The organism is Brucella pseudogrignonensis, assembly GCF_002252525.1.
Taxonomy (GTDB): domain Bacteria; phylum Pseudomonadota; class Alphaproteobacteria; order Rhizobiales; family Rhizobiaceae; genus Brucella; species Brucella pseudogrignonensis.
In genome coordinates this window covers 151733-176478 of the sequence record NZ_NNRM01000046.1, presented here as the reverse complement: position 1 = coordinate 176478, position 24746 = coordinate 151733, and the positions used below count along the sequence as shown (strand labels likewise).

Genomic DNA, 24746 nt, shown 5'->3' with positions numbered 1-24746 from the left:
GCCCTTCTTTTATCGTCTGTTGAATTTGACTGGCGCGGTGATCGTCTTGTTGACGTCTGGTGGGGGAGCCGGAACCGGTGAAGCTCGCTGAACCAGCGATAGCACCTCATTATCAAGCTCCGGCCAGCCAGAAGATCGCGCAAGCGTCGCAGAAAGCACCTTGCCGCTATCATCGATGCGAAACCGAACATAGACGGTGCCCTCTTCCCGACGCGACTTGGCGCCCGATGGATATTTTTTGCGGCGCTCCAGATGCGCCATCAAACGCGATTGCCAGCGCGCCGGTGTCATGGAAGATGCAAACAAACCGGAAGCCGACTGTCTCGCTGCGTTGCGGCTGGACTGCGTGACCTGTGCCTGTGCCTTCACTGCCTGCTTGGCCGATGCCTGTTCGCGCTGTTTCACCGGCTTCTTCTTCGGCTCATCCTTCTTGACGATTTCCTTTTTGGGCTCCGGCGGCTTAGGTTTTGCGACAGGTAGCGGAACCTCAACCTTATCGAGCTGCGCTATTTCTTCCCGAGGCTCTTCTTCAACAGGCTCCGGCTCGTCCTGAACCACTTCCTGCTCGAGTACAGGTTCATCGACAGGTTCTTCAACCTTCTCGGCTGCAGCGGTTGCATCCGACATCACTTCATCCGGTGATATCTCGTTTTCTTCGGTTTCAGTTGCTTCAGGCGTTTCAGCCAGCTCGATCATGATAGCGGCCGGCGGCGTATCATCGGCCGCTATCATGTCCGGCTCACGTAGAAGCCACATTGCGGCTCCCACATGCAAGGATAGTACGAGAAGGCTTGCCCCCGCCCAGAGCGCAAGCTCGCTAAAGCTTTCGCGCACCCCGATACTATCCGTTGCTCCATTCATGATGCGCCCGCCCAGGCAGGCTCATCCGTATATTCGCTTCTGCGGCGCAGCTCAGAAAGCATTTGACCGTGGTTGATCAGATTGCGCAGATCGCAATCAAGACAAGCCAGGCGACCATCACTGGTCTCAATCGCAAGATCTGCAATGGTGAAATCATCAAAAGCCGCCACGAAGGACCGCAAGGCTGCCTGCAGCAACATGCCGAATGCTGAATCTGATGCCGACTGCTTTGTCGCCTGCTCATCGAAGCCCGGCTGCATCAGTCGCAGAACTGTTCCGACATTGATTGTCTTTGCCGGGCGCGCAAGACGAATGCCACCACCGCGCCCGCGTGAGCCAACCAGAAAACCGTGATGTATGAGATCCGAAACGATCTGCGCGGCATGATCTTTTGTCGTGCCTGTGGCTTCTGCCGCAGCACGGGTGGTCAGTGCAGTCCCATCTGGTGCTCGCTCGCAAAGAACAAGAAACTCAATTGAAAGCTCTGCCTGTCGGGTAAATCGCATTGCAAACTATCTTTATTCTGGAACGAATTTCACTTCTCGATATTGCGGGCCTACAAAGAGCATGAGGCCTGCAAACAGCATTGCATTGATTGCCAGTTGCACCCCGAAGAGATGAGGGTTCAAAACAACGGCTCCCAAGCCGATTGCCGTAACCAGACTGAGCAGGCACAGCCTGAACAGAAAGGGCAGAGCACCGAGTGCACGCCATGCATCGATGACAAGGCGTGTACTTCTGTTGGTTTCCAGCCAGCCTAGAATGCTGGATGAAAGCTGCACAAAGCAAAGTGCTGCACCAAAGACAAACAGGGCTGAAGGCATCATGGGTATCTTCAAACCAATCAAAGCCGCCACGACCAGTAACAGCCCCAGCGCGAGATAACCTGCGCGCTGCCGCTCATCGGGATAGGCGAAATGGGCGGCCCCGTTATTTGCAGTCGTCAGGTTAGAGACGGTCATGAAAGATTTTCCGCACCAGTGCATGGACACGGCGGAAAGCAGCTTCCGCACCAGCGACCACGCGTTCTTCCTCAGCGTCAGAAAGCTCAATTTCATCAAGCGCTGCAGTGAAGGTCCGCCAATGCAGTCCGCGACCTTCAGGAGCACCGGCCAGATGGCGCGCACCAAGTTCTTCAGACAAGCCCAGCTTCAGCGCTTCTTTGAGCAGAAAGGCCGCACCGAGGTTGGAGCCTTCAGCCACATAAAGCCAGCCAAGTGCGGTCGGCAGATCAATGTCGCTTCCGGCAGGGAAGGCAGGCGCGCCATCTGCTGCAGGCAGATCGAAACCGAGATCGATCATGTCCTGACCAACCTGCTCAAAGCGACGGCGCTCCTTTAGATCGGGCAGCAACGCATCCAGCGCGGCATCATCGTAAAGCGCATTAATGTCACGGTGGAACTGATACTGCACCTCAACGAACAATGCATAGCTTTCGCGGCTGGCAAATGGTTTGCCCGCCATGATGGTCTGATCAAGACGTTCGTGAGTGCCCGTCGTTCGCGCTTTCAAGCGCTTAGAACGGGGAAGAGCAACGGGTTGCTCAAGTGTAGCAGCATCAGTCATTTCGAATATCCCTATTGATAGACGGTGTTCTCAGCGCGTAAAGCCGATAACACCGCTCTACTTATTAAGACGATTGAGGACGCTATTTTTTGCAATGCCAAGGCAAAAAAACTTCACCTTGGCCAAAATGTCGCACCTAACCCCAATTAAAAGTGGAAATTGAGGCCAAGTTTCACGGTGTGTGTATCCAGTGAATTGGAAGCTTTGCGGCCGTTGACGATATTCGAGCTGCCTGTGTGGTCGGTATATTTATAGACCGGCTTTTCGGATGGATCGCAGTAGGGATCTCCCAGAATTTCACAAAGAAACGGTTCGGGCGGTGTAATTTCCACACCTGTCTGCTCTCTGGTCGTGTAGTTGCCCCCTGTTCCGGCACGCGCATTTTCAAAGCTGAAGCTGCGGTTGCCAAAGCGGCTATAGGTATAATCGGCCATGACCGACCAGCGATCATTGATTGCATATTCAACACCGCCGCCAACCGTGACGCCCGTACGCATTCCCGACAATTGATCGACGAAGAACAGGCTTGAGCTTGCCTTGCCCATGATATCTTCAGAATAGCGGTACTGGTCGCGGGTCTGCTTCTCATGCGCGAAGGCAACACCCGCCGTTCCATAGACAAGCCAGCGATAATCCAGCGCATAACCAAGGCGACCGCGAATGGACCCTGTCCAATCAATGTCGTAATGCGTGTTTGCCTGAATACCGGCAATGTCCTTTTCAGCAGCAATCCAGTCTTCCTGCATGAAGGCTGCCTGCGCGCCCTTCAAATGCGTTTTGCTGACATCAGCCTCGATACCAAGTACGACGCGGTTGCTAAACTGGTGGTTATAGCCCGCCTGCACGCCGAACAGGGCCGAATTGCCAAATCCACGATCCGCAGATTCACTCGCCGATATCGGATCAACCGTGCCATCAAGCGCAGTCGTATTGCCCCAAGTGCGCCCGGAAGTCATACCGGCATGAACACCACCGTAGAAGCCAGTCCAGTCGATTCCCGGTGCCCCACCCTGTGACCGGGAGAATGGCGAGAGTTGCGGCAGGCGCTGATCGCCGCCGAAATTGCTGGTAAGGCCCGCATAGAACGTCCGGCCCGGACCAGGCTGGTTCACCAAGCCAAGCGGATCGACGTAATATTGATCCGTCAGATTTTCGATACGAGCTGTCGCGGTCAGGCTGTCGTTGATCTTATATTCGGCAAAGACATCGATGAGCGTATAGGGCTTCCAGCGTGTCAGCGAAATAAATTCACCAGCACCCACCGCTGTAACATCGCCATGACCAATCGCACGCGGACCGACATAAGAAACACGCCCGCCAAGCGTTAGCCTGTCTTCAAGCATCTTCTGCGAAAGTGTCAGATCCACGCTGTATTTCGGAGGCACCTGATTGGTCGCATAGTCACCATAAAGCGACTTTGCTCCACAGGTGTCAGAGGTGCGGCAGAATTCTACATCAAGATAATAATTTGCCGAGAAATCGGCCGTAAACCCGCCCGCCTCGTAACGGCTTGAGAATTCAAGACCTGAAAAGCGTGCGCGATCAATGTTGTAGACCTGCATACCGCTGTAGACAAATTTTCCGCTGTCGTCGTAGAAATCGCGGAATGCACGCGCAACATAATCTTTAACGTCCCAGTTAAAGTAGCCAAACTTGACCATGCCGCGATCGTCATCATTCAACAGACCATCTCGCGTGAAGTTCGCCCCAACTTCCCAGTTACTGGAACGCTCTGGCTGCAATCCGGCATTGGGAATGACGGTGAAGGCTGAAACCGATTCAAACAGGCTCGGATAGCGTAGCGCGTTGGAATAATTGACATAAAGCTGGCTGCCATCGAAAGGTTCGACCGTCACGCCGACCGATGGACTGAAACCACCTGAATCGCGGTTCGGTTCCGGGTTTAGCTGTACAGCAGAGTTGGCCTCAGTGCGGCGGTCATGTGACCAGTAATGCGAATAACGCAGGCCAGCATTCAATGTCAGCCAGTCGACTGGCTTGTAGGCCGCTTTGGTGAAGACGCCAAGTTCGTCACGATAAGCGTCACGCAGGTTTAGCCAGCCCTCAAGTTCGTTAGTATAAGCACTCGGACGCGTATCTTCCCTGAGATAAGACACACCATAATTCAGGTCGAGATCGCCATAGTCGCCAAACGAAAACTTGGACGTATTGGCAACATCGCCGCCCCACATGATCGTATTCGATCCAGTGCGGAAATTCGGCGAAAGGCCGAGAGATTCCGATGTCGGTATCATGTTACCGCGACGCGGATTTCGCAATTCCAGTTTTGTGACCCAAAGATTCGCTTTCAGATCAATGAGTTCGTTGTCATCCGGGTTCCAATAATAGCGCAGGGTGCCGGTATCGAGCTTGGAACCAGATGTCAGCTCCTGCTGAACAGGTTGATTTCTGTCCCCGGTGAAACGGGATGCAAGAAGATCGCCAGCCTCCCCACGAAAACCAGTATAGCCCAGCTTCAGCGTATGACCGCCATCAAAGCGCAGCGTCGCTTTCGTCAGGAAGGATTTGGTCTCAAGCTGCGTATTGAGGACTTCTTCGCCAGCACGATAATTCGTAAGGCCGCCGTTTTCGATATACTCAGGCCAGTTCTGACACCAGGAACCCGATGTATTGCAGGTCCTGGCAGGGCCGATATTCACCGGATCGGCCGATGGGCCATGCTTGCCTGCATGATAATTGCCACGCTTGCGATAAGCATAGCCCGCAAAGAAATCGTAATTCTCTTCCTTGATCGCAGCGACAATACTGGCAGAGCCATTGGTCGGTGTAAGGAAAGAAGGACGGTTCATACCGTCGGGCGACCCGACGACTTCCGGGACATCACTCGGCGAATAGGGCCATGCATATCCTCCCTTGGCGCCCGCATGCGGTGATGAGGAATTCGAGCCATATTCACCTTTCACACGCATACCCCAGTTATCGCCTTCCTTGACGATATCATCGGCATCGAGTGTTCGAATGGCGACGTTGCCCGCGATACCACGCGAGGATGCGTCCGAGCCTTTGTTGATATCAATGCCCGCAATCAGATCGGGATCAATGTAAGTACGATTGGAAAGGCCTTGATAGCCCTGATAAACGGTCACGCTGTTTTCAGCGCCATCAATCGTGGTTGCAACACGCCCCATGCCCTGCATACCGCGAATATTAACATCGACCGAGCCCGCACCGTTACGCGCTTCACCCGACATCACCCCCGGCGTACCGCGGAAAATATCGGCAGGGCTTGAGCCGCGGAAACGCTCAATGGTTTCGGACGAGATATAATTGGTCGGCGCTGCCGTTTGATAAGGTGCTTCTGCCCCCACCACGCCCGCACCGCCGGTGACGGTAATCGTATCAAGCAGTGTGGTGCCGTCAGCGGCCAATGGTGCCTGCGCGGCTGCCGATTGTGCGGCCAATGCGACAGTGTTGCTACCTGTGAAACGATGGGAAATACCAGATCCCGCAAGCAGACGCGAAAGTGCATCTTGTGGCGTCATCATGCCCGAAACGGCAGGAGCCTGTTTAGCGGAAGCAATCTGCGGTTGATAGGTCACCTGCATTCCAGCCTGCCGACCGAAATTGGCGAGTGCTGAAGACAGCGAGCCTGCGGGAATATTGAAAGAAACCTGTCGCGCAGTCTGCGCTTGCGCTTGAAAAGCTGTCGAAAGGGACAAGGCATAAACGCATGTAGAACCCAGAAGTGCTGCTGTCAGAACTTTCGTCCCCAAGCGCTGCACAACACTTTTATTAACCCGACGCCCCATTGTCCAACCACTCCATCTTTTGGTGAAAAGGCGGTTGTATGGCAGCAGCTAACGTCCGACCCTGATGCTTACAACGAGCGGGGCTTCGGGATTTTCTCCCCTTGCATCAAAAAAATATCAGATTGACGAAATGACCGTCAGCCAAGGCGATATCTGCCGAACTTTTCCGCCATAAGGTTCAACCACTGCTTCCAGCGCGGCAATCGGTTGGTTGAGATCAAACACACCACTAATGCGTTGTGTGGCGAAGCTCGATTGAGCCAGCAGCACCCGGCCTGATTGCCAGCGTGCAATGCGCGCGACAACTGACGCAATCGTATCGCGCTCGGCCACCAGCATTCCCTGACGCCAGGCTGCAATTTGGGAAACGTCACGATTACCACGCTCAAAGTCGTGGCTTTGCTCATTGAACGACAGCCAGTCGCCCTGCCCAAGTGGTGTCACCGTATCGTTCACACCGGTCGGCCTGACGGCGACCAAACCATGATCCACCGAAACCGAGAGATAACCCGCGTCATTGCTCACATCGAAAGCAGTACCAAGTGCGGTCGCGGTAAGCTTTCCGGTCTGCACACTAAATGGACGTACAGGATCGGGCTTCACATCGAAAAATGCCATTCCAGCAAGAAGCTCGACGCGGCGCTCATTCGGGCTAAATCGCAGTTGGATCGCACTATCAGGACCAAGCATCGCACGACTGCCATCCGGCAGCGGTACATCCTGCAACTGAGCGGAATCGGTCATGTAATCCGCTTGCGCCTGCAACATCAGCTGCGGCCCAAACAGTGCCCCGACTGCAACAACGGAAAGCCCAGCTGCTCCGCCCGTGAGGATCGAACGGCGGGATATTTTAGGAGCTGCCGCACGGCGCTGATCATGCATGACTTTACCCGTCATGCCATAGATTTCCATCGCCTCACGCCAGGCGGTTTCGTGTTCCGGTCCACGCGCACGCCAGCGGTTGACCAGCTCTTGGGCCACAGGATTATCCGGATCATCCTGAATGCGGATGACAATATCCAATGCTTCTTCGAACAGCTTTTCGCTTTTCGATAATTCGTCATCCATGCAGCGTCAGCCCCTTTAGTTCAGCCGTTTCTCACCGCCGAACTGCTTCTCTCAAATTATGTCCTATTGAGTATAACGAATGAAGGGAGGGAATTTTCTCTTTTAAAGACTGCCAGCCGCATCTTCATTCAAACACGCTCTCAGATGCACGTAACCACGCTTGATCAATGTCCATGTTCGCGAGACGGAAAGCCCCAGTTCGCTGGCTACTTCAGCAATCGTCTTTTCATCGAGACGATGCAGTTCAAACGCACGGCGTGTTTGTTCAGGCAACTCAAGCAGCGCCTTTTCAATAATCAAGAGGCGCTGCCGGTCATAGACGATAGTTTCTGGCGTAGGCGTCGTATCGGCAACGCGGCGCCATTCTTCGTCAGGCATATCGACATATTCAACGATGCGCTCGCGCCGGTAGAGATCAATGGACAGATTGCGTGCTACCTGATGCAGATAGGCGCGCGGATTATGCTCATTGCCTGATGGTGTTGCCGACATCACCCGCACAAACGTATCTTGTGTCAGATCGGCTGCCGTCTCTGCATTGTGCCCTCTGCGCCGGAAAAAGCGATGCAGCTCCCGCGCATGGTTCTGGAAAAGGCGTTGCAGATTCCACATCAAACGAAGCTCATTCGGAATAGCTAAATGCCATCGCACCGATCCTCTCCAGACCGGATACACAATCCTCTGACCCGCCTATAGCGGCAGAGTTAGCATTTACTGTAATATATGACTGTAAGAGTCAACTTATTATTGCATTGCTGCCATGATCGAAAATAGCGGCGGGAACAGGACGGCCAAACAGCCAACCTTGTCCTATGGCATCCGGATGTAAAGCCCGCACATAATCCGCCTGTTCTTGCGTCTCCACGCCTTCAACCACCAGCTTCAACTCGAGCCGCCGTGCGATATTGCAAATGTTCTCGACAATTTCGGCGCTGACAGCCTCGGTTCCGATCGCTTGCGTGAACATGCGATCTATCTTGATCCCGCTGATCGGCAGTTTTGCGAGATAGGCGAGATTGGAATAGCCAGTGCCGAAATCATCGATGAAAAATTCATAGCCCCTCGTGCGAAAGGATTTCATCGCTTCAATCAGGCGTTCATGATTAGCTGTCGAGCGCTCCGTGATCTCAAGCACAACTCTGAGCGAAGAAAGTCCATGGCGCTTGACCTCCTGGTCCAGAAAGACCAGCGTTTTCGGATCAATAACATCATCGACCGAAAGATTGAGGCTAAGATAAAGATCTTCATTTGCATGTAAGCGCATGTTCATTTGATCAAGCGCTTTGCGCACGACAATCCGCGTAATATTCTTGATATCGCCCTGCTGCTCCGCAATCGGAATGAATACATCCGGAGGAATCGGCACACCATCTTCGTCTGACAGACGAGCAAGCACTTCCGCTCCAATCACTTGTCCGTCACGCAACCGCACCAATGGCTGAAAGACGACATCGACGCGGCCTTCCGCAATGGAACGTTTGATCTGCTGTGCGAGCGATGCATGGCCCCTACGCCATTGAACCCCTGCGGCTCCCAGTCCGCCACCGGCCAATGCACCGAAGACTGCGAGTGCCATCAATACGCCCGGCGATTGCTGGAAAATGCTGACATTGGTCATGGATGCCGTCACACAGACATCGATGCCATCGGCACATTGCGAAACCAGCCGATGCGTGCGCAGATCATACCATGGCAGCTTTTCGGGCGGCCGTTCCGCTATCTTTCTCGTATCGCCAAACGCTCGGTAAATATATTTGCTGTCGCGGCTAACGACCTGCGCGCTGAGGTTAGGTTCCGCACGTTCGTACAAGGCAAAAGCAACGGGCGATGTAAAAACAATCGCCGAGCCGTGCATGATCATTTCCACCTTTGTCTGGTGTTTTCCGATCTTTTCGGCATTTGCCCATAATCGATGCCCGCCATCCACCTCACGATCCCATTTCGGCAGATCGGCAGGCGGAGACAGACGCCCCCATAAAGCAGTACAAACAATGCGATTGTTTAAAACGCGGCCAATATCGCGCAGATAATGCGCCTTATATGCCAGCAGTCGCAGCTCGGTCAGATTTTCATCCGAGCAGAATTCCTGCATGGTGCTATTCACCACTGCAAGCGTATTTCTGCCAGATTGTGTGACATTTACCGAATGGGACAAGAGATTGTCCCTGTATTCGTTAAGGCGAATGTAAGCGAGCCGAACCAGTTCCAGCTGCCCTAAAAGAATTGTTATGGCGATGCCTAAACAAGCGACGAGCGCAACAAACCACCGATCCCCGTTGGTACGCAGCTTTATCATCAGGATGAATGTCCCCAAGCAGCAAATCAACGCCCCCGTTGTTTGCGCGAAATTACACAACTCAAGGCTGGAAGCCAATGCTTAACATGCTGAAATTATCGCGAAATTAGACCATCCTTAAAATAAACTTTAGAAAAAGCTCACGCGTAGACGTTGCAGAACTCAGTTCCCATCGGGATTTAACTTTAAATCTACCCGCAAGGTTGACGTTGATTATCGGGGCCGTAGATTACCTGACCATGACAAATATTGCGATTGATCAAAATTATCTCCTCGAAAAACTGGGCGCGCTCCTGGCAATCCCAAGTCCAACCGGCTTCACAGATGAGGCGGTGCATTTCGTTGCACGCGAACTGGAGCGCCTCGGCCTTGAAGTCATCCTGACGCGACGCGGGGCGATCCGCGCACGCCGCAGCGGCAAATCGAGAAAACCCGCGCGCGGTATCGTCTCCCATGTCGATACGCTCGGCGCACAGGTCAAATATCTCAAATCCAACGGGCGGCTTGAGCTTGTTTCAATCGGCAACTGGTCGGCACGCTTTGCAGAAGGTGCGCGCGTTTCAATCTTCTCTTCCAAAGGTACCTATCGCGGCTCGATCCTGCCGCTAAAAGCGTCGGGCCACACCTTCAATGAAGAAGTGGATACGCTTCCCGTTGGCTGGACCTATATCGAGTTGCGCGTCGATGCGCTTGCCCGCAACAAGGAAGACCTCATTGAGCTCGGCATTGATGTTGGCGACATTGTTGCCGTCGATCCCATGCCGGAATTCATCGATAATGGCTTCATCGTCTCGCGCCATCTTGATGACAAGGCAGGCGTTGCAATCATGCTGGCATCGCTCGAAGCCATGCAGCGGCTCGATGTCGAAACGCCGGTCGATACGTACTGGATATTCACCATAGGCGAAGAAGTCGGCGTCGGCGCTTCTGCAGCCGTTGTGCCGGATATTGCGTCTCTGGTCGCCATCGATAATGGCACCACAGCGCCGGGTCAGAATTCGTCCGAATTTGGCGTAACACTCGCCATGGCCGACCAGACCGGACCTTTCGATTATCATCTGACGAAGAAGCTTTACGAGCTTTGCGGCGAGCACGATATCCCGGTGCAGAAGGACATTTTCCGCTATTATCGCTCTGACGCGGCATCTGCGGTAGAGGCCGGTCACGATGTTCGCACCGCGCTTCTAACCTTCGGTGTCGATGCCTCGCATGGCTATGAACGCATTCATTTGAGCGCACTCACATCGATTGCAAAGCTCACTGTTCACTATGCAATGAGCGAGGTTGAGATCAAGCGCGATGCCGAGGAAACCACCAAGGGTCTCAAGGGCTTCACGCATCAGACATCGACCACGGCCGAGCAGGACCTGAGGCCTGAAGACAGCCCGACGGAATAGCTGAAAACAGCACAGAGAATTTGAAGGCGGGATCATCCCGCCTTTTTTTGAGCGCGTCCCCAAAAGCGTAAAGCGGGCGCGGCCACGCAAATTAATTATGATAATTTGTTGATATACGTCATTTCCTCCCTATAAATTATATCCTGACAGATTTGCAGGCAGATATGGCCAAACGAAAGGAACCGCTGATGAAGAGGTTATTTCGCGCCGTTTTGACAGCGGCCACTCTGGTTCTGGCTTCAGCGACATTTCACGCTGGCGCGCAGACACCGCCCGATGTTCTGATCGTCGGGCAGATTGCTGAACCGCAATCGCTTGACCCACACACGGTCACGGCAACCAATGATTTCCGCATCCTTGTGAACATCTATGACGGTCTGGTCCGCTATAAGGATGGCACGCTGGAAATCGAGCCGGCGCTTGCTGAAAGCTGGACCATTTCAGACGATGGCAAAACCTATACATTCAAGCTGAGACAGGGCGTGAAATTCCATGACGGTTCGGATTTCAACGCGGAAGCGGTTAAATTCAACTTCGAGCGGATGCTGAACAAGGATCATCCGTTCTACAATACCGGCCCGTTCCCCCTCTCCTTCAACTTTGAATCCATTGAAAGCGTCATTGCGGTCGATGCAAACACCGTCGAGTTCAAGCTGAAAGAGCCTTTCGCGCCCTTCCTGTCTAACCTCGCCTATCCGACCGGCCTGATCGTTTCGCCAGCCGCGGTCGAACAATATGGCACTGAATTTGGTCGCCATCCGTCGGGCACCGGCCCATTCAAATTTGCCGAATGGCAGTCTGGCCAGCGCGTGGTGGTCGAGCGTAATCCCGACTACTGGGATAAGGCTCCGACCTTGAACGCGATTGTTTTCCGTCCCATCACCGACGCAAATACGCGCGTTGCTGAAATGATGGCAGGTGGCATCGATATCATGGTTGAGGTGCCGCCGGATAATCTCGCAACCTTCAAGCAGGATGCAAATTTCGCTGTCGCAGAACAGGCGGGACCGCATGTCTGGTTCAGCATTCTCAACACCAAAAGCGGACCGTTCGCCGACAAGAAAGTTCGTCAGGCTGCAAATTATGCAGTCAACAAACAGGGTCTGGTCGATAATGTCCTGCAAGGTTCTGCAACTGTCGCGGCCGGTCCCGTGCCACCTGCATTCAACTGGGTTGATGATAAAACCGAGCCTTATCCTTACGATCCGGAAAAAGCCAAGGCGCTTTTAAAGGAAGCAGGAGCTACCAATCCTGAACTCACTTTCTATGTGACAGAAGGTGGCTCGGGGATGCTTGATCCGATCAATATGGGCGCAGCTATTCAGGCTGATCTTCAGGCCGTCGGCTTCAAGGTGAAGATTGAAACCTACGAGTGGAACACCTTTCTTGGTCGCGTGAATTCCGGTCTCGATGGCAAGGCAGACATGGCAGAAATGGCATGGATGACCAATGATCCGGACACGGTTCCATTTCTCACGCTTCGCACCGAAGCCCTGCCGGACAAAGGCGGCTTTAACTCGGGCTATTATTCCAATCCGAAAGTCGATGAATTGCTGACCAAGGCGCGTACATCGACCGATCAGGCAGAGCGCGGCAAGCTTTATGGCGAGATCCAGTCTATCGTGCACGACGATGCGCCATGGCTCTTTGTTGCCAATTGGAAACAGAATGCTGTCACAACAGCTCCAGTTCAGGGCTTCAAGCTCCAGCCGTCATTCCTGCTGCATCTCAAAGATGTGACCAAACAATGAAGCTTTGCGCCAGAGGTTACAGCATCGGCCCAAAAATCGTATTCGATTTTTAAAAAGCACGATGCGTAGATTCAATAAGTTAGAGCGTCCTTTGTGCGCCCAATTGGACGCACGGCGCTCTAGGGCCGCTGGCGCAATTTTACTTGCGCATTTTAAGCAGAAGCGAAACCCGATTTTGCACCAAATGCGCCCCAGATGAAGCGGAGGAGGGCCAATGCCAGCCTATATCTTCAAGCGGCTCATTGCAGTCGTTCCCGTACTTTTCGGGCTGTCCATCATCGTCTTTCTGGTGATGGCATCAATTCCCGGCGATACCGCCACAGCCCTGCTCGGCTCTTATGCGACGCCGGAAAATGTCGAGCGTATCAATCGTGATCTCGGCCTCGACAAGCCACTGGTCCAGCAATATTTCATCTGGATCGGCAATCTGTTGCACGGCGATTTCGGTCGCTCCTTCGTGCTTAATCGTCCTGTTCTCGATGAGGTGCTGGAACGCTTTCAGGCAACGCTTATTCTGGCGGGCGTTGCTCTCGTGCTCTGTTCGATCTTCGGACTTTTCGCAGGCATTGTCTCAGCTGTTCGTCAGTTTGGCTGGGCAGATCGCACCATCACCTTCATCGTTCTGGCAGGCATTTCGATCCCGTCATTCTGGCTTGGCCTTCTGCTGATCTATCTCTTCGCAGTGCATTGGCGCATACTTCCGGCATCAGGCATGTATGCAGTCTATGGCGGCGGCGATCTCAAGGATCTGATCTGGCATCTGATCCTGCCAGCATCGACGCTTGCCGTCGTTGCTGCCGGTGTGATTGCCCGGTTGACGCGCGGCGCAATGCTTGAAGTGCTGCGTCAGGATTATATCCGCACCGCACGCGCCAAAGGGCTCAATGAGCGTCGCGTGATTTACGGCCACGCCTTTCGTGCAGCCCTTGTCAGTGTCATTCCCGTCATCGGCATTCAGGCAGGCTTCGTGCTGGGCGGTGCGGTCTATATCGAGACGGTGTTTCAATGGCCCGGTATCGGCGCCATGCTTGTGAAGGCAATTTCGACCCGCGACATCCTGCTTGTGCAGGGCGGCGTGCTGATCGTGGCAGCCAGCTATGTGCTGTTCAATCTGCTCGCCGATGTCCTTCAGACCATGCTTGATCCGAGGATACGCACATGAGCGCCCTTTCGGAAACCTACACCCCAGCCGCTCCTGCGCGCCTGTCATCATGGCGTCTGCTGATGAGCAATCGTTTGGCAGCTTTTGGCTTTTTTCTGCTCGCGCTCATCTGCGTGCTGATAATACTCGTGCCAATCCTGCCATTACCCAACCCGGATGCGACAGCACCCGCAAACCGGCTGCAACCGGTCTTTTCTGCAGGTCATCTGCTGGGCACAGACCAGCTTGGACGCGATATTCTGAGCCGCCTTCTCTGGGGCGCACGCGTCTCGGTCGCGGTTGGCTTTGCAGCCACGCTGATTGCCGCCGTGATCGGCTCGGCTATCGGCATCGTCGCAGGCTATGCAGGCGGGCGCACCGACAACCTTATGATGCGCGGCATCGATATGCTGATGGCCTTCCCCTATATCCTGCTGGCTCTTGCAATCGTTGCAGCGCTGGGACCGGGATTGATGAATGCGCTTTATGCAATTGCCGTGGTCAATATCCCGTTCTTTGCACGTAATGTGCGCGGCACAGCACTCGGCCTTGCCAATCGCGAGTTTGTGGATGCTGCCCGGCTTTCCGGCAAAGGGCACATTTCAATCCTGCTTACCGAAGTGTTGCCCAATGTGTTGCCGGTCATCGTCATCACCATGTCAACCACGGCAGGCTGGATGATCCTTGAAACGGCAGGCCTCAGCTTTCTGGGTCTTGGTGCGCAGCCGCCACAGGCTGATCTTGGCTCGATGCTCGGTGAAGGCCGCGCGCAGATGTTCACGGCACCGCATGTTTCCATCGTGCCGGGCCTGATGATCTTTCTGATTGTCATCAGCCTCAATGTACTGGGCGACGGAATCCGCGATGTGCTTGATCCCCGTTTGCGCTCCGGTGCCCTTGCCCGCCCCGGCTCGGTAACGGCAATCGCCAAGAACAGAACCGCGCCCAAGACGAGGATGCTGGATGCAGCCCTCGCGGTCGAAAAGCTCGAAACAGGCTTCGTCAACAATGGCAACTACACGCCTGCGGTCAACAGTGTTTCCCTGCATCTCAATCGCGGTGAATGTCTTGGCCTGATTGGCGAAAGCGGCTCAGGCAAAAGCGTTACCGCACTTTCCATCATGGGGCTGGTGGCCTCACCGCCTGGATTGATCCGCAACGGTGCCATCTATCTTGACGGCGAAGACGTACTCGACATGACAGAAACCGAACTGACCGCCACGCGCGGCAGCAAGGTCGCCTATGTATTTCAAGATCCGTTGACCACGCTGCACCCGATGTACTCAATCGGCAAACAGGTCGAGGAGGCAATCGCAGCGCACAAATCGATCAGCGCATCCGAACGCCGGGCAGAAGCCATCGCCTTGCTGGAGAAAGTGGGTATCCCGGATGCAAAGGAGCGTGCAGATCATTACCCGCACCAGCTTTCAGGCGGTCAGCGTCAACGTGTCGGCATAGCCATGGCACTTGCAAATGATCCCGACATCATAATCGCCGACGAGCCGACCACCGCACTTGATGTGACCGTACAGGCGCGCATTCTTGAGCTTTTACGCGATCTCCAGCGCGAACGCGGCATGGCGCTTTTGTTCATTACTCATGACTTTGGCGTCGTTTCCGAAATCTGCGATCGCGTTGCCGTCATGAAAGACGGGGTGATCGTCGAGACCGGGACCGCCAGAGAGGTGCTCGCCAACCCGCAACACAGCTATACCAGGCGGCTGATTGCCTGCGTGCCAGAACTTGGCCACGGCAAGGACTTCTATGAGCGCGTGGCAAAGCTGTTCAGTCGCAAACAGACGGAGGCCGCCACATGAGCCAGGCTGCAATCAGTGTCCACAATCTGAGCAAAACCTTTGGTGGCGGACGCACATTTTTCGGCAAACAGCGCCATGCTGTTGAAGCGGTCAAGTCTGTGTCGCTCAATCTCGCGCGCGGCGAAACATTGGCAATCGTAGGCGAAAGCGGCTCGGGAAAAAGCACGCTGGCGCGAATGCTGGTGGGGCTGACAGAGCCGAGCGAGGGCACGATGAAAATCGCCGGACAGGATGCCAGCGCACTTCGCCGCTCTGGTCCGCGGGCTTTTGGCAAAGTGATCCAATATGTGTTTCAGGACCCCGTGGCGTCGCTCAATCCGCGCAAGACCATCCGGCAGATACTGGCAACACCCCTGAAGCTGCTCGGTGAGCTTGATAGTCAAAAGCGCCAAAAGCGTATGGAAGAACTGCTCGATGCCGTTCAGATGCCAAAAGATACTCTTCTGCGCTACCCGCATGAGTTTTCCGGCGGGCAGGCTCAGCGTATCGCCATTGCCCGCACACTTGCAGCAAATGCCGAAATCATTGTGCTGGATGAGCCGGTAAGTGCGCTTGATGTCTCCGTTCAGGCGCAGGTGCTGCTGCTGCTCGATGAGCTTAAACAGCAGTTCGGCCTGTCCTATCTCTTCATCAGCCATGATCTTGCGGTAGTGGAAGCCATCAGCGACCGCGTTGCCGTCATGTATTATGGGGAAATCGTCGAGGAAGCGACCGCCGAGGACCTTTTTGCGAAGCCACAACATGCCTATACACGTCAGCTGATAGACAGCGCGCCGCGTATGAAAAGAGAGTAGCAAGGTATGGCCCGGAACAGCCGCAGCAAATCGGACAATGCTTCGCTGACCAAATCAAAGCGGCGGCCTGAGGTCATTGCTGACCGTATCAAAGACGTGATCCAGATGGACCGTCTCAAACCCGGTGATCGGCTGCCGCAGGAAAAAGACCTGATCGACCAGTTCAAGGCGGCCAAAGGTACTGTGCGCGAGGCGATGAAGGCGCTAGAAACCCAAGGCCTGCTCTTCACCCGCACCGGTCCCGGTGGCGGTGTTTTCGTTGCTGAACCATCTGCGCAACATGCGATGGAAATGCTCGGCAATTATTTCTTCTTTGACCAGCCAAGCCTTCAGGAAATCTATTCCCTACGCAAGCTGCTGGAGCCTGAAATCGCCGCATCCCTTGCCGGCAGATTGAGCAATGAAGATCTTACGAAACTGGAGAGCACGATGCGGTTTTACGACCGCCCTCCGACCAATCTGGACGACCAGTTTCAGCAGCGTGTGGCAGAGCTGGATTTTCATACACAGCTCGCACAACTCTGCCCGGACCGGCTCCTGGGCTTCATGTGTGGTCTAACGCATAATCTGCTGCGCAACATGCCTGTTGCCCGCTCAATCTATGCCGATCCCACACCCGCATCCCGCGAAGAAGGCCTGCTTTTTCAGCATCGCCTTTTGACAGCACTGATGGAAAACAGGGCCGAAGATGCACGTAAAATCGCGCTAGAACATATGATTTCCGCCGAAAAATACATGCTTTCCAAAGAAAACGAACTGAAAAAAGCATCAAGCGCATAAAAATCAGAAATTTCGGAACCATCCCGGCGTGCGTGCATTAGCCAATATGCAGGCCGCCGCCATAACTCATGCGACGGCCTTGCTTGTTGTGTTTGATCATGGAGGTTTTGACCCTTTTTATGTGTGGAATTTGCGGAGAAGTCAGGTTCGACGGTGCGACACCGTCGGTTTCGGCAATCTCGAAAATGGCAGACATTCTTGCCCCCAGAGGGCCAGACGCTTCTGGCATCGTTGTGCGTGGCAATGTCGGCTTTGGACACCGGCGATTGAGAATTCTCGATCTGTCGGAGAAATCCCAGCAGCCCATGATTGACGCCGATCTTGGCATAAGCGTTGTCTTCAACGGGTGCATTTACAATTTCCGCGAATTGCGCGCTGAGCTCGAAGCCAAGGGCTACCGCTTCTTTTCTGATGGAGACACAGAAGTCATCATAAAGGCATGGCACGCCTGGGGCGAGGAATGTGTTTCCCGCTTTTACGGCATGTTCGCCTTTGCCATCCATGAGCGCGATACCGGCAGACTGATCTTTGCCCGCGACCGTTTTGGCATCAAACCGCTTTATCTGGCAGAGGTAAGCGGCGCGCTGCGCTTTGCCTCGTCGCTGCCTGCACTTGTGAAGGCTGGCGGTGTCGATACCTCAATCGACCGCGCGGCACTTCATAATTATATGAGCTTCCACGCCGTGGTTCCGCCGCCGCGCACCATCTATAACGGTGTGCGCAAGCTGCCTGCGGCAACGATCCGTGTTTATCAGGCCAACGGCGAATTTCGTGATCGCATCTATTGGCAGCCGCCGCATAGCCGTCTGGCTGGCGACAGCACTATCAGCCGTGAAGACTGGCAGGAACAGCTCCTCGATATGCTGCGCGTTGCCGTCAAACGCCGCATGATTTCTGACGTGCCGGTTGGCGTTCTTCTGTCAGGTGGTGTGGATTCGAGCCTGATTGTCGGCCTTCTTGCCGAAGCAGGTCAGACCGGCCTCATGAGCTTCTCGGTCGGCTTTGAAGAAGCCAACGGCGAAAAAGGCGACGAGTTCGTCTATTCCGATCTGATTGCCAAGCATTTCGGCACCGATCATCACAAGATTTTTGTGCCAAGTTCTGATTTGATGGATGCGCTTCCAGGCACGATTGCCGCCATGTCGGAACCAATGGTTTCCTACGACAATGTCGGCTTTTATCTGCTGTCGAAGGAAGTTTCCAAACATATCAAGGTCGTGCAATCCGGTCAGGGTGCCGATGAGGTCTTTGCGGGCTATCACTGGTATCCGCCACTGGTGGACTCCAACGATGTGGTCAGCGATTATGCCAAGGCATTCTGTGACCGCTCGCATGATGTGCTTAAAACCCAGCTGTCGCCCGACTGGATGACAAATCGCGACTATAGCCGCGAACTCATCGAAGAGCATTTATTGCGCGATGGCGCTGATACACCCGTTGACCGCGCACTTCGTCTCGACAGCAATATCATGCTGGTCGATGACCCCGTCAAACGCGTCGATAACATGACGATGGCCTGGGGTCTGGAAGCCCGCGTGCCGTTTCTCGACCATGAGCTCGTGGAACTTGCAGCGCGTATGCCGCCAGAAGAAAAGCTGCGGGATGGCGGCAAGGGCATTCTGAAGGATGTCGCCCGCAAGGTTGTGCCAAGCGAGGTGATCGACCGCAAGAAGGGTTACTTCCCGGTGCCGCAGCTTAAATATATCGCTGGCCCCTATCTCGACATGCTGCGCGATGCTTTGTCATCGCAGAAAGCACGCGAACGCGGGCTTTTCCAGCGCGATTATCTCGACCGGTTGTTCGCGAACCCTTCCGAACACATCACCCCTTTGCGCGGCTCGGAGCTTTGGCAGGCCGGACTGCTCGAAATGTGGCTTCAAACTCAGGAAGCATGAGGTTGGGAGGCCCAAAATGAAAAAGACAGGTGAGGTTGAAATGACCCGGCAGAAAGCAAGGGGCAGAAATGCTTTCTCGCACAGGCTCACGCGACTGCGCACACCCGAAAGTGCGGGCTTTTATCAGGAGCATCTGCACGGTCACGCGCAGGAAGATGAACGTTCCGCCAACCGCAATATCGTGCTCGACTGCGGTTGGGGGCGGTTGCTTTTCGCACAGACGTTCGAGAGCAATGAAGGGATCATCGAAGCATTGCGCGCTGAGGCTCCTTTAAGCCGTGATATCCTGTTTTATGTCAGCGATCCGCATGTGCTTCTATCGCAGGCACCGCAGGAGATCTTTCTCGATCCATCGCACACCTACCGGCTTGAACTGTCCAATTACCGCGCCGGTGGGCGTCGCACACGCGGCATCACCATTCGTCGCGCGGTATCGGAAATTGACGCGGATGGCATCAATGCCGTCTATGCCGCCTGTGGCATGGTCCAGTTGCGGGCTGATTTCTTCTCATCAGAACGCGATAACCGTGCCGTCACCTATTTCGTCGCGCAGGATGATGCGACGGGCGAAATAGTCGGGACAGTCACCGGAATTAATCACCAGCGCCTGTTCAATGATCCTGATCAGGGCGGTTCGCTCTGGTGTCTGGCAGTGCACCCGCAGGCACGCCAGCCCGGCATTGGTGAGAAGCTGGTTCGCAAACTGGCCGAGCATTTTCAGGCGCGTGGGCTCAACCATGTCGATCTGTCGGTGCTGTACGACAATGACAATGCAATCCGCCTCTATGAGAAGCTGAAGTTTCGTCGCGTCCCGCTTTTTGCGATCAAACGCAAAAACGCGATCAATGAGAAGTTTTTCGCCCAGCCGATCAACTCCCTTGATGCGCTCAATCCTTACGCCCGTCTCATTGTGGACGAAGCGCTGCGTCGCGGCGTGCATGTGGATATAACCGACGCGGAAGGCGGCTTCTTCCGCCTCTCCCATGGCGGACGCTCGATCCATTGCCGCGAAAGTCTTTCTGAAATGACATCCGGTGTCGCCATGTCAATCTGTGACGACAAGGCCGTCACCCGCCGCACCGTCGCAAAAGCCGGTCTGAGCGTGCCTGAGCAAATCGCAGCCGATGCAGATGATGAAACGCTGGAAGCCTTTCTTGCCAAACATCAGAAGCTGGTTGTGAAGCCCGCGCGCGGCGAACAGGGTCGCGGGATTTCTGTCGGTGTCACCACGATGAAAGACTTGCGTGCCGCCATCAAGCAAGCGCGAGAGGTTTGCAATCAGGTGTTGCTCGAAGCCTGTTTTGAAGGTGAAGATCTGCGACTGGTGATTATCGATTACAAGCTGGTTGCCGCCGCGGTGCGTCGTCCGCCACGCGTGATCGGCGACGGCAAATCAACGATCAGACGCCTCATCGAAGTTCAATCACGCCGCCGTATGGCTGCAACGGGCGGTGAAAGCCGCATTCCGGTTGATGCCGAGACAAAGCGTTGTCTTGAGCAGCAAGGTCTGATACTAGATGACGTGCTTACAGACAGACGTGAAATTACCGTTCGTAAAGCAGCCAACCTTCATACCGGTGGCACGATCCACGATGTAACGACTATCGTGGAACCGACATTGGTTGATGCTGCGTGCAAGGCAGCACGCGCTATTGATATTCCGGTTGTGGGTATTGATTTCATGGTGAAGTCACCCGAAACACCAGAATATGTGTTCATCGAAGCGAACGAGCGTCCTGGCCTTGCAAATCATGAACCGCAGCCGACAGCTGCGCGTTTTATTGAATGTTTGTTTCCGCAACTGGGAACCAATATTCCATAATGGAAGTTTGTTTTGCACTGAAAGTGCCATTCACAATCCGGTAGCACAAACGTGACATCGGATTGTCGTGGATTTGGTCTATATTGCGACCTTCGCCCAAGATTCATCATTCGTGGAGCAAAATATATGCTGGCAGAAGCCAAAGTAGAACAGCTGGGTATTACGATCGATGTATATCAGCGAGAAGCACGTCACTGGATTGCATCCGGTGTATTCGATGGAAAGCATATTGTTGTAGAAAATGTGACGCAGGGAACTGCGGTAAGTGCGTGGAGAGACTGTGCCCTGGCATTATCAAACCGGGCGGCCTAATTATTTATCTTAATATTACTGAACTTAATTACTGAGCGGCTTCTGCGATAATTGGTATGGCAGGGGTCTTTTTCTCAAGCGTCATCGTCTTGAGATTACCTGAAAATAGAATGCCGGTGATCGGCAGAACTGGTTCCGCAGGCAGTGCTTCATGGTGGGTGCTGTCTTTTGGAACATGAAGCTTATGCTCGGTGCCTTCATCGGCACCGGACATGATAAGCGATACATTCCCGCGTGCTTCCAGCAATTTTGTCCCGTACAGGAACTCGAAGCTCAGCATCGAAACGAGGAATTTATAGGTTCCGTCGCGCACACCACCCTTCATCATGGCGGCGCGATGGACCTCCTCGCCGATTGCGACATCAAGCGGCGGAATACGGGGATCACAAACATAACCAAGCGCGAGCAGTTGGCCGTTATCAACCTCAAAGCGCATTCTGTCTGCACCGAGATCGAGCGCGGAAATTGAAAAGCGGCGGTTGCTATACTGAATTGGCACGCGTCCTAACCGCTTGCAAAGCTGTTCGCCGCTCAAGGCGCGTGCATTGGCGAAGTGGTCGGGATCAATAGCAAATGGCAGCGCTTTTGGGCGATGCTGCATAGACAAAGCTGGTTCGAGAACATCAGCGATCAAGTTGGCTACAATCGTCGTTGAAACAGGGCGCGCATAATGACCCTGATCGAGATAGAAAGCCGGATTGCTTACGACATCACGGCCATATTGCTGCATCAGCATCCGCGAAACATCGACTGAAATGGTGCCATACCATTGCGATATATAATTGATGCCCGCATCAATTGAAGGAACAGAATTCAGGAATGAGCCATTGCGTGCGCCAAATACAAGCGTTGCGACCCGCAGGTTTGGATTGCGTTCCAGCGCGTAACGAATGATCCCTTCATAAAATCGTGCCCAATGGCGAAACGGACGCCGTTCATCACCGTAAACAAAGGCATCATTGATCGCATATTCGATCAGCAGCAGCTCGCAATCCTCGAGCTGTTCAAACTGCTTGAGCTGATAAAGGCCAAGCGCGCTCGTGGTGCCGCCCACGGCAAGATCAGCAACAATGTCCAGCTCCACGCCGCGTTTTGCCATCGTCCCCAGAAGGGTCGGTAGATAGCCGGGCAGCATGACGGTGTTTGAACCACCGATGATTACAGTCTTGAGCTTCATTTCGTCACCGTTGCAGCTTGGCCTGCCGGCGTCAGCGAACCACAACGCCACACACCGTAAGTGCTTGCATCCCAATCAAAATAATAAGCGGCTGCGATCTGGCCACTATCCATCATCTGACGAAACCGATCGCGTGCCTTCTCGACCAGCTGTTCGCGGTTGTTATCATTGGCCGGGCAGGCTTTGGAGGTATTCGCAAAGCCCCATTCTGTGATCCAGCACGGCTTGCCATCGGCACCACCGCAGAAAGACAGCGCACTGGCGATGTGTTTCGCGCGCGCAGCCGGTGAGCCGCTGCTGCCCGGATAAATGTGAATGCCGTAGCCGTCGGCCACATCATTGAGACCATATTTCTTGAGAAGATCCGTAAAGACGGCTGGATCAACGCTGTCTATTCCGCGCCGATCGGCATCAATGAAAGGAATATCGGACAAACCCGCAGATACAACTTTTGCTTTAGCGCTGTGCTTGGTCTTTGCCAGCTCCGTCCTGACAATGCGCAGAAGTTCGACGTATTTTTCTGCACCCTTTTCGACCAAAGGCAGTTCTTCCATCTCATCCAAAGAACGTGCGGTTTTCATCTTTTCCTTGGGTAAAATGGCAAGATCGCCATTATAGGCACCCCAATTGATCTCATTGCCGGGTTCCACAGCAACCAGTGGCACCCCAAGTGCATCAATCTTTTGCAAGGCATCTGCGATCGCCTGCTGAAAGCGATCCGGCGATATATCTGAAAGCCGGTACATATCGCAGATGCGCCCGCGACCGGAACGAGGCTTCGTTCCTTCAGGATAGAAATCCGCGTTATTGAGCGAGATTTCGAGCAGGATGGCCAAACCTTTTTCATGAGCAAGACGCACCGCATCGATACTCTGATCCACCGGTCGCGTGAGGGACAGCCGAACTGCCACCACGCCATTATCCACCATCTGATCGAAAATCTGCTCACGCTCGGCTGGCTTGAGCCAGGCCATATTGACCCGGTTGACGCCGAAGCGCGTATCGGCAAGAGCATTTTGGGGCTGGAGAGCCAACGACAAAGCGCCCACAAGCGCTATCATCACCACCATTTTGCCCGTGATGCTCTTGCAGCTTGGCATCATCTTATCCCGATATCCTTGAGTGCGCCGTTGAAATTGGCTTCACATTCCGAATAGCGATTGATGGCAGCAGGCACATCGATCTTGGAAAGGAAGTCGCGCAGATAGGCCTTCTTCTGCGGTTCACGGTTCCAGACGCTTGCATCAATATGTGGAAAGCCGACGAAGCCGAGCATTTCTCGCATTCGGTCATCGACCGCGATCATCAGTCCCGGAACACCCGACTGCATACCGATGATCGTGCCGTGGAAACGACGGCTTAAACCGAAATCCTGACTGGAAATCCAGCTGCGCCACTTATGCGTATCGAAAAACACCAGCAGCTCGTTTTTGCGCTGCCACTTTTCCATGTGTTTGTAGTCGACAGGTGCGGTGATGCGGCTTGCAGCCTCATCGAAAGCTTGCGCATGATCTTCGCCTGCGATGTTCATATTATAGACGATCACCTCGTCCTGAATGACATAGCTTGCAACGCTGTCTTTTTCGAGCAGCGCATGGGCATCGACAATCGTATCGGCCACACTGCCGAGATAGCCGCCGAATGAAATTTTTTGCGCATCCGCGAGGCTCGGATCAGCAAGACGACTCAGCGATAGCTTCATCTGCTCTGGTCGATAGTAGAGCGAAGGGCAGCCCGTCGGGCGGACATATTTCATGCCCGCATCTTTCAGAAACGCTTCCGTAAAATGCCCGCGCGTGAGGAAGAAACTTTCCTTGCGGCGCAGAATTTCTAAAAACCGGCGCGTGCCTTCCGGCAACTCGGCTTTCAGATTTTCCTTCTTCTGAATGCCGATGCCCATGACGACAATCGGCATGTTCAGCTTTTCAAAGACGAAGGATTCGGTTGTTGCGGCATAACCGGGACGCAAAAGATTTGCCGATGCAAACAGGCAGAGATCAAAGCTTTCATTGAGCTTTGCATAGGTGTCAGGTGAATTGAGGCTGTTGGCCAGATGCCAGAACGGAACATAGGTCACATCATGGCCGCGGACGGCATTGGCAGCGCCTTCACCAATAAGGTAATTGCCAGTATTGGCAATCTTTTTGACCTGGTCGATCACATCCTTTTTGGTGCGGATGGGCTCGAAATAAGGGCGGTGTTTAACACTCGCACCCGAAACGCTTTCGACGGTCCGCATCAAATAGGACGGAATGCCGGTAATCATTATGCGCATGGTGATCCATCTTCGCTTAATTAA

The 24746-nt window shown here is 54.1% G+C and carries 21 protein-coding genes; 9 read left to right on the top strand and 12 right to left on the bottom strand.

All coding sequences use genetic code 11. The annotated features are described in order from the left end of the window. Positions 1-9: 9 nt before the first annotated feature. The 8 genes from tolA to CEV34_RS22330 form a co-directional block, all read right to left on the bottom strand. A complete protein-coding gene (gene tolA / locus CEV34_RS22365) occupies positions 10-861 on the bottom strand; it encodes a cell envelope integrity protein TolA (RefSeq protein ID WP_094544564.1) in 852 nt (283 codons plus the stop codon). Beyond that, on the bottom strand, positions 858-1367 hold the full coding sequence (locus CEV34_RS22360; RefSeq protein ID WP_094544563.1) for an Rrf2 family transcriptional regulator: 510 nt from the start codon (positions 1365-1367) through the stop codon (positions 858-860). The genes tolA and CEV34_RS22360 overlap by 4 nt, the downstream gene beginning before the upstream one ends. 12 nt (positions 1368-1379) lie before the next feature. After that, positions 1380-1823 (bottom strand): DUF454 family protein, encoded by a 444-nt coding sequence (locus CEV34_RS22355; RefSeq protein ID WP_094544562.1) that lies wholly within the window; start codon positions 1821-1823, stop codon positions 1380-1382. Next, on the bottom strand, positions 1810-2427 hold the full coding sequence (locus tag CEV34_RS22350) for a biliverdin-producing heme oxygenase (protein WP_094544561.1): 618 nt from the start codon (positions 2425-2427) through the stop codon (positions 1810-1812). The genes CEV34_RS22355 and CEV34_RS22350 overlap by 14 nt, the downstream gene beginning before the upstream one ends. Before the next feature lie 146 nt (positions 2428-2573). Further along, positions 2574-6197 (bottom strand): TonB-dependent receptor domain-containing protein, encoded by a 3624-nt coding sequence (locus CEV34_RS22345; RefSeq protein WP_094544560.1) that lies wholly within the window; start codon positions 6195-6197, stop codon positions 2574-2576. Between the two features lie 117 nt (positions 6198-6314). Then, the gene (locus CEV34_RS22340; RefSeq protein ID WP_094544559.1) at positions 6315-7265 is read right to left on the bottom strand and encodes a FecR family protein; all 951 of its coding nucleotides are present in this window, start codon (positions 7263-7265) and stop codon (positions 6315-6317) included. 102 nt (positions 7266-7367) lie between these two features. Beyond that, positions 7368-7877, bottom strand: coding sequence for an RNA polymerase sigma factor (locus tag CEV34_RS22335; protein ID WP_007877264.1), 510 nt, complete (start codon positions 7875-7877; stop codon positions 7368-7370). Between the two features lie 124 nt (positions 7878-8001). Continuing rightward, complete coding sequence (locus CEV34_RS22330; RefSeq protein WP_083898644.1) at positions 8002-9561, bottom strand: EAL domain-containing protein; 1560 nt, start codon at positions 9559-9561, stop codon at positions 8002-8004. Positions 9562-9800: 239 nt separating this feature from the next. Here CEV34_RS22330 and CEV34_RS22325 point away from each other — a divergent pair, with 239 nt between their 5' ends. The 6 genes from CEV34_RS22325 to CEV34_RS22300 all read left to right on the top strand — a co-directional run bounded on the left by CEV34_RS22325 (position 9801) and on the right by CEV34_RS22300 (position 17241). Beyond that, a complete protein-coding gene (locus CEV34_RS22325) occupies positions 9801-10958 on the top strand; it encodes an osmoprotectant NAGGN system M42 family peptidase (protein ID WP_094544612.1) in 1158 nt (385 codons plus the stop codon). Between the two features lie 188 nt (positions 10959-11146). Continuing rightward, positions 11147-12709: an ABC transporter substrate-binding protein gene (locus CEV34_RS22320; protein ID WP_094544611.1), complete on the top strand. Its 1563-nt coding sequence runs from the start codon at positions 11147-11149 to the stop codon at positions 12707-12709. Positions 12710-12923: 214 nt separating this feature from the next. After that, positions 12924-13871, top strand: a complete 948-nt coding sequence (locus CEV34_RS22315; RefSeq protein WP_079213247.1) for an ABC transporter permease — start codon at positions 12924-12926, stop codon at positions 13869-13871. Beyond that, a complete protein-coding gene (locus CEV34_RS22310; RefSeq protein WP_094544558.1) occupies positions 13868-15667 on the top strand; it encodes a dipeptide/oligopeptide/nickel ABC transporter permease/ATP-binding protein in 1800 nt (599 codons plus the stop codon). Before CEV34_RS22315 ends, CEV34_RS22310 begins: the two co-directional genes overlap by 4 nt. Further along, positions 15664-16461 (top strand): ATP-binding cassette domain-containing protein, encoded by a 798-nt coding sequence (locus CEV34_RS22305; RefSeq protein ID WP_094544557.1) that lies wholly within the window; start codon positions 15664-15666, stop codon positions 16459-16461. Before CEV34_RS22310 ends, CEV34_RS22305 begins: the two co-directional genes overlap by 4 nt. A gap of 6 nt (positions 16462-16467) precedes the next feature. Beyond that, positions 16468-17241, top strand: coding sequence for a FadR/GntR family transcriptional regulator (locus CEV34_RS22300; protein ID WP_094544556.1), 774 nt, complete (start codon positions 16468-16470; stop codon positions 17239-17241). A 37-nt stretch (positions 17242-17278) separates the two neighbouring features. Here the strand turns inward: CEV34_RS22300 and CEV34_RS27145 are convergent, their stop codons facing one another. Then, positions 17279-17437, bottom strand: coding sequence for a hypothetical protein (locus tag CEV34_RS27145; protein ID WP_162699591.1), 159 nt, complete (start codon positions 17435-17437; stop codon positions 17279-17281). Between CEV34_RS27145 and CEV34_RS22295 the strand changes: the two genes are divergently transcribed. The 3 genes from CEV34_RS22295 (at position 17361) to CEV34_RS22285 (ending at position 21270) form a co-directional block, all read left to right on the top strand. Further along, on the top strand, positions 17361-19136 hold the full coding sequence (locus tag CEV34_RS22295) for an N-acetylglutaminylglutamine amidotransferase (RefSeq protein WP_094544555.1): 1776 nt from the start codon (positions 17361-17363) through the stop codon (positions 19134-19136). The two genes, CEV34_RS27145 and CEV34_RS22295, sit on opposite strands and share 77 nt — an antisense overlap. Positions 19137-19152: 16 nt before the next feature. Next, positions 19153-20958, top strand: a complete 1806-nt coding sequence (gene ngg, locus CEV34_RS22290) for an N-acetylglutaminylglutamine synthetase (protein ID WP_007877278.1) — start codon at positions 19153-19155, stop codon at positions 20956-20958. Between the two features lie 126 nt (positions 20959-21084). After that, positions 21085-21270 (top strand): hypothetical protein, encoded by a 186-nt coding sequence (locus CEV34_RS22285; protein WP_007877280.1) that lies wholly within the window; start codon positions 21085-21087, stop codon positions 21268-21270. Positions 21271-21298: 28 nt separating this feature from the next. On the opposite strand, the gene CEV34_RS22280 is transcribed toward CEV34_RS22285, so the two are convergent. From CEV34_RS22280 to CEV34_RS22270, 3 genes are read right to left on the bottom strand one after another with little or no spacing between them, the layout of a single operon-like run. Beyond that, positions 21299-22447 (bottom strand): SGNH/GDSL hydrolase family protein, encoded by a 1149-nt coding sequence (locus CEV34_RS22280; RefSeq protein ID WP_094544554.1) that lies wholly within the window; start codon positions 22445-22447, stop codon positions 21299-21301. After that, on the bottom strand, positions 22444-23550 hold the full coding sequence (locus tag CEV34_RS22275; protein WP_094544553.1) for a glycoside hydrolase: 1107 nt from the start codon (positions 23548-23550) through the stop codon (positions 22444-22446). The genes CEV34_RS22280 and CEV34_RS22275 overlap by 4 nt, the downstream gene beginning before the upstream one ends. Beyond that, the gene (locus tag CEV34_RS22270) at positions 23547-24722 is read right to left on the bottom strand and encodes a polysaccharide pyruvyl transferase family protein (RefSeq protein WP_079213254.1); all 1176 of its coding nucleotides are present in this window, start codon (positions 24720-24722) and stop codon (positions 23547-23549) included. The genes CEV34_RS22275 and CEV34_RS22270 overlap by 4 nt, the downstream gene beginning before the upstream one ends. Positions 24723-24746 lie beyond the last annotated feature (24 nt).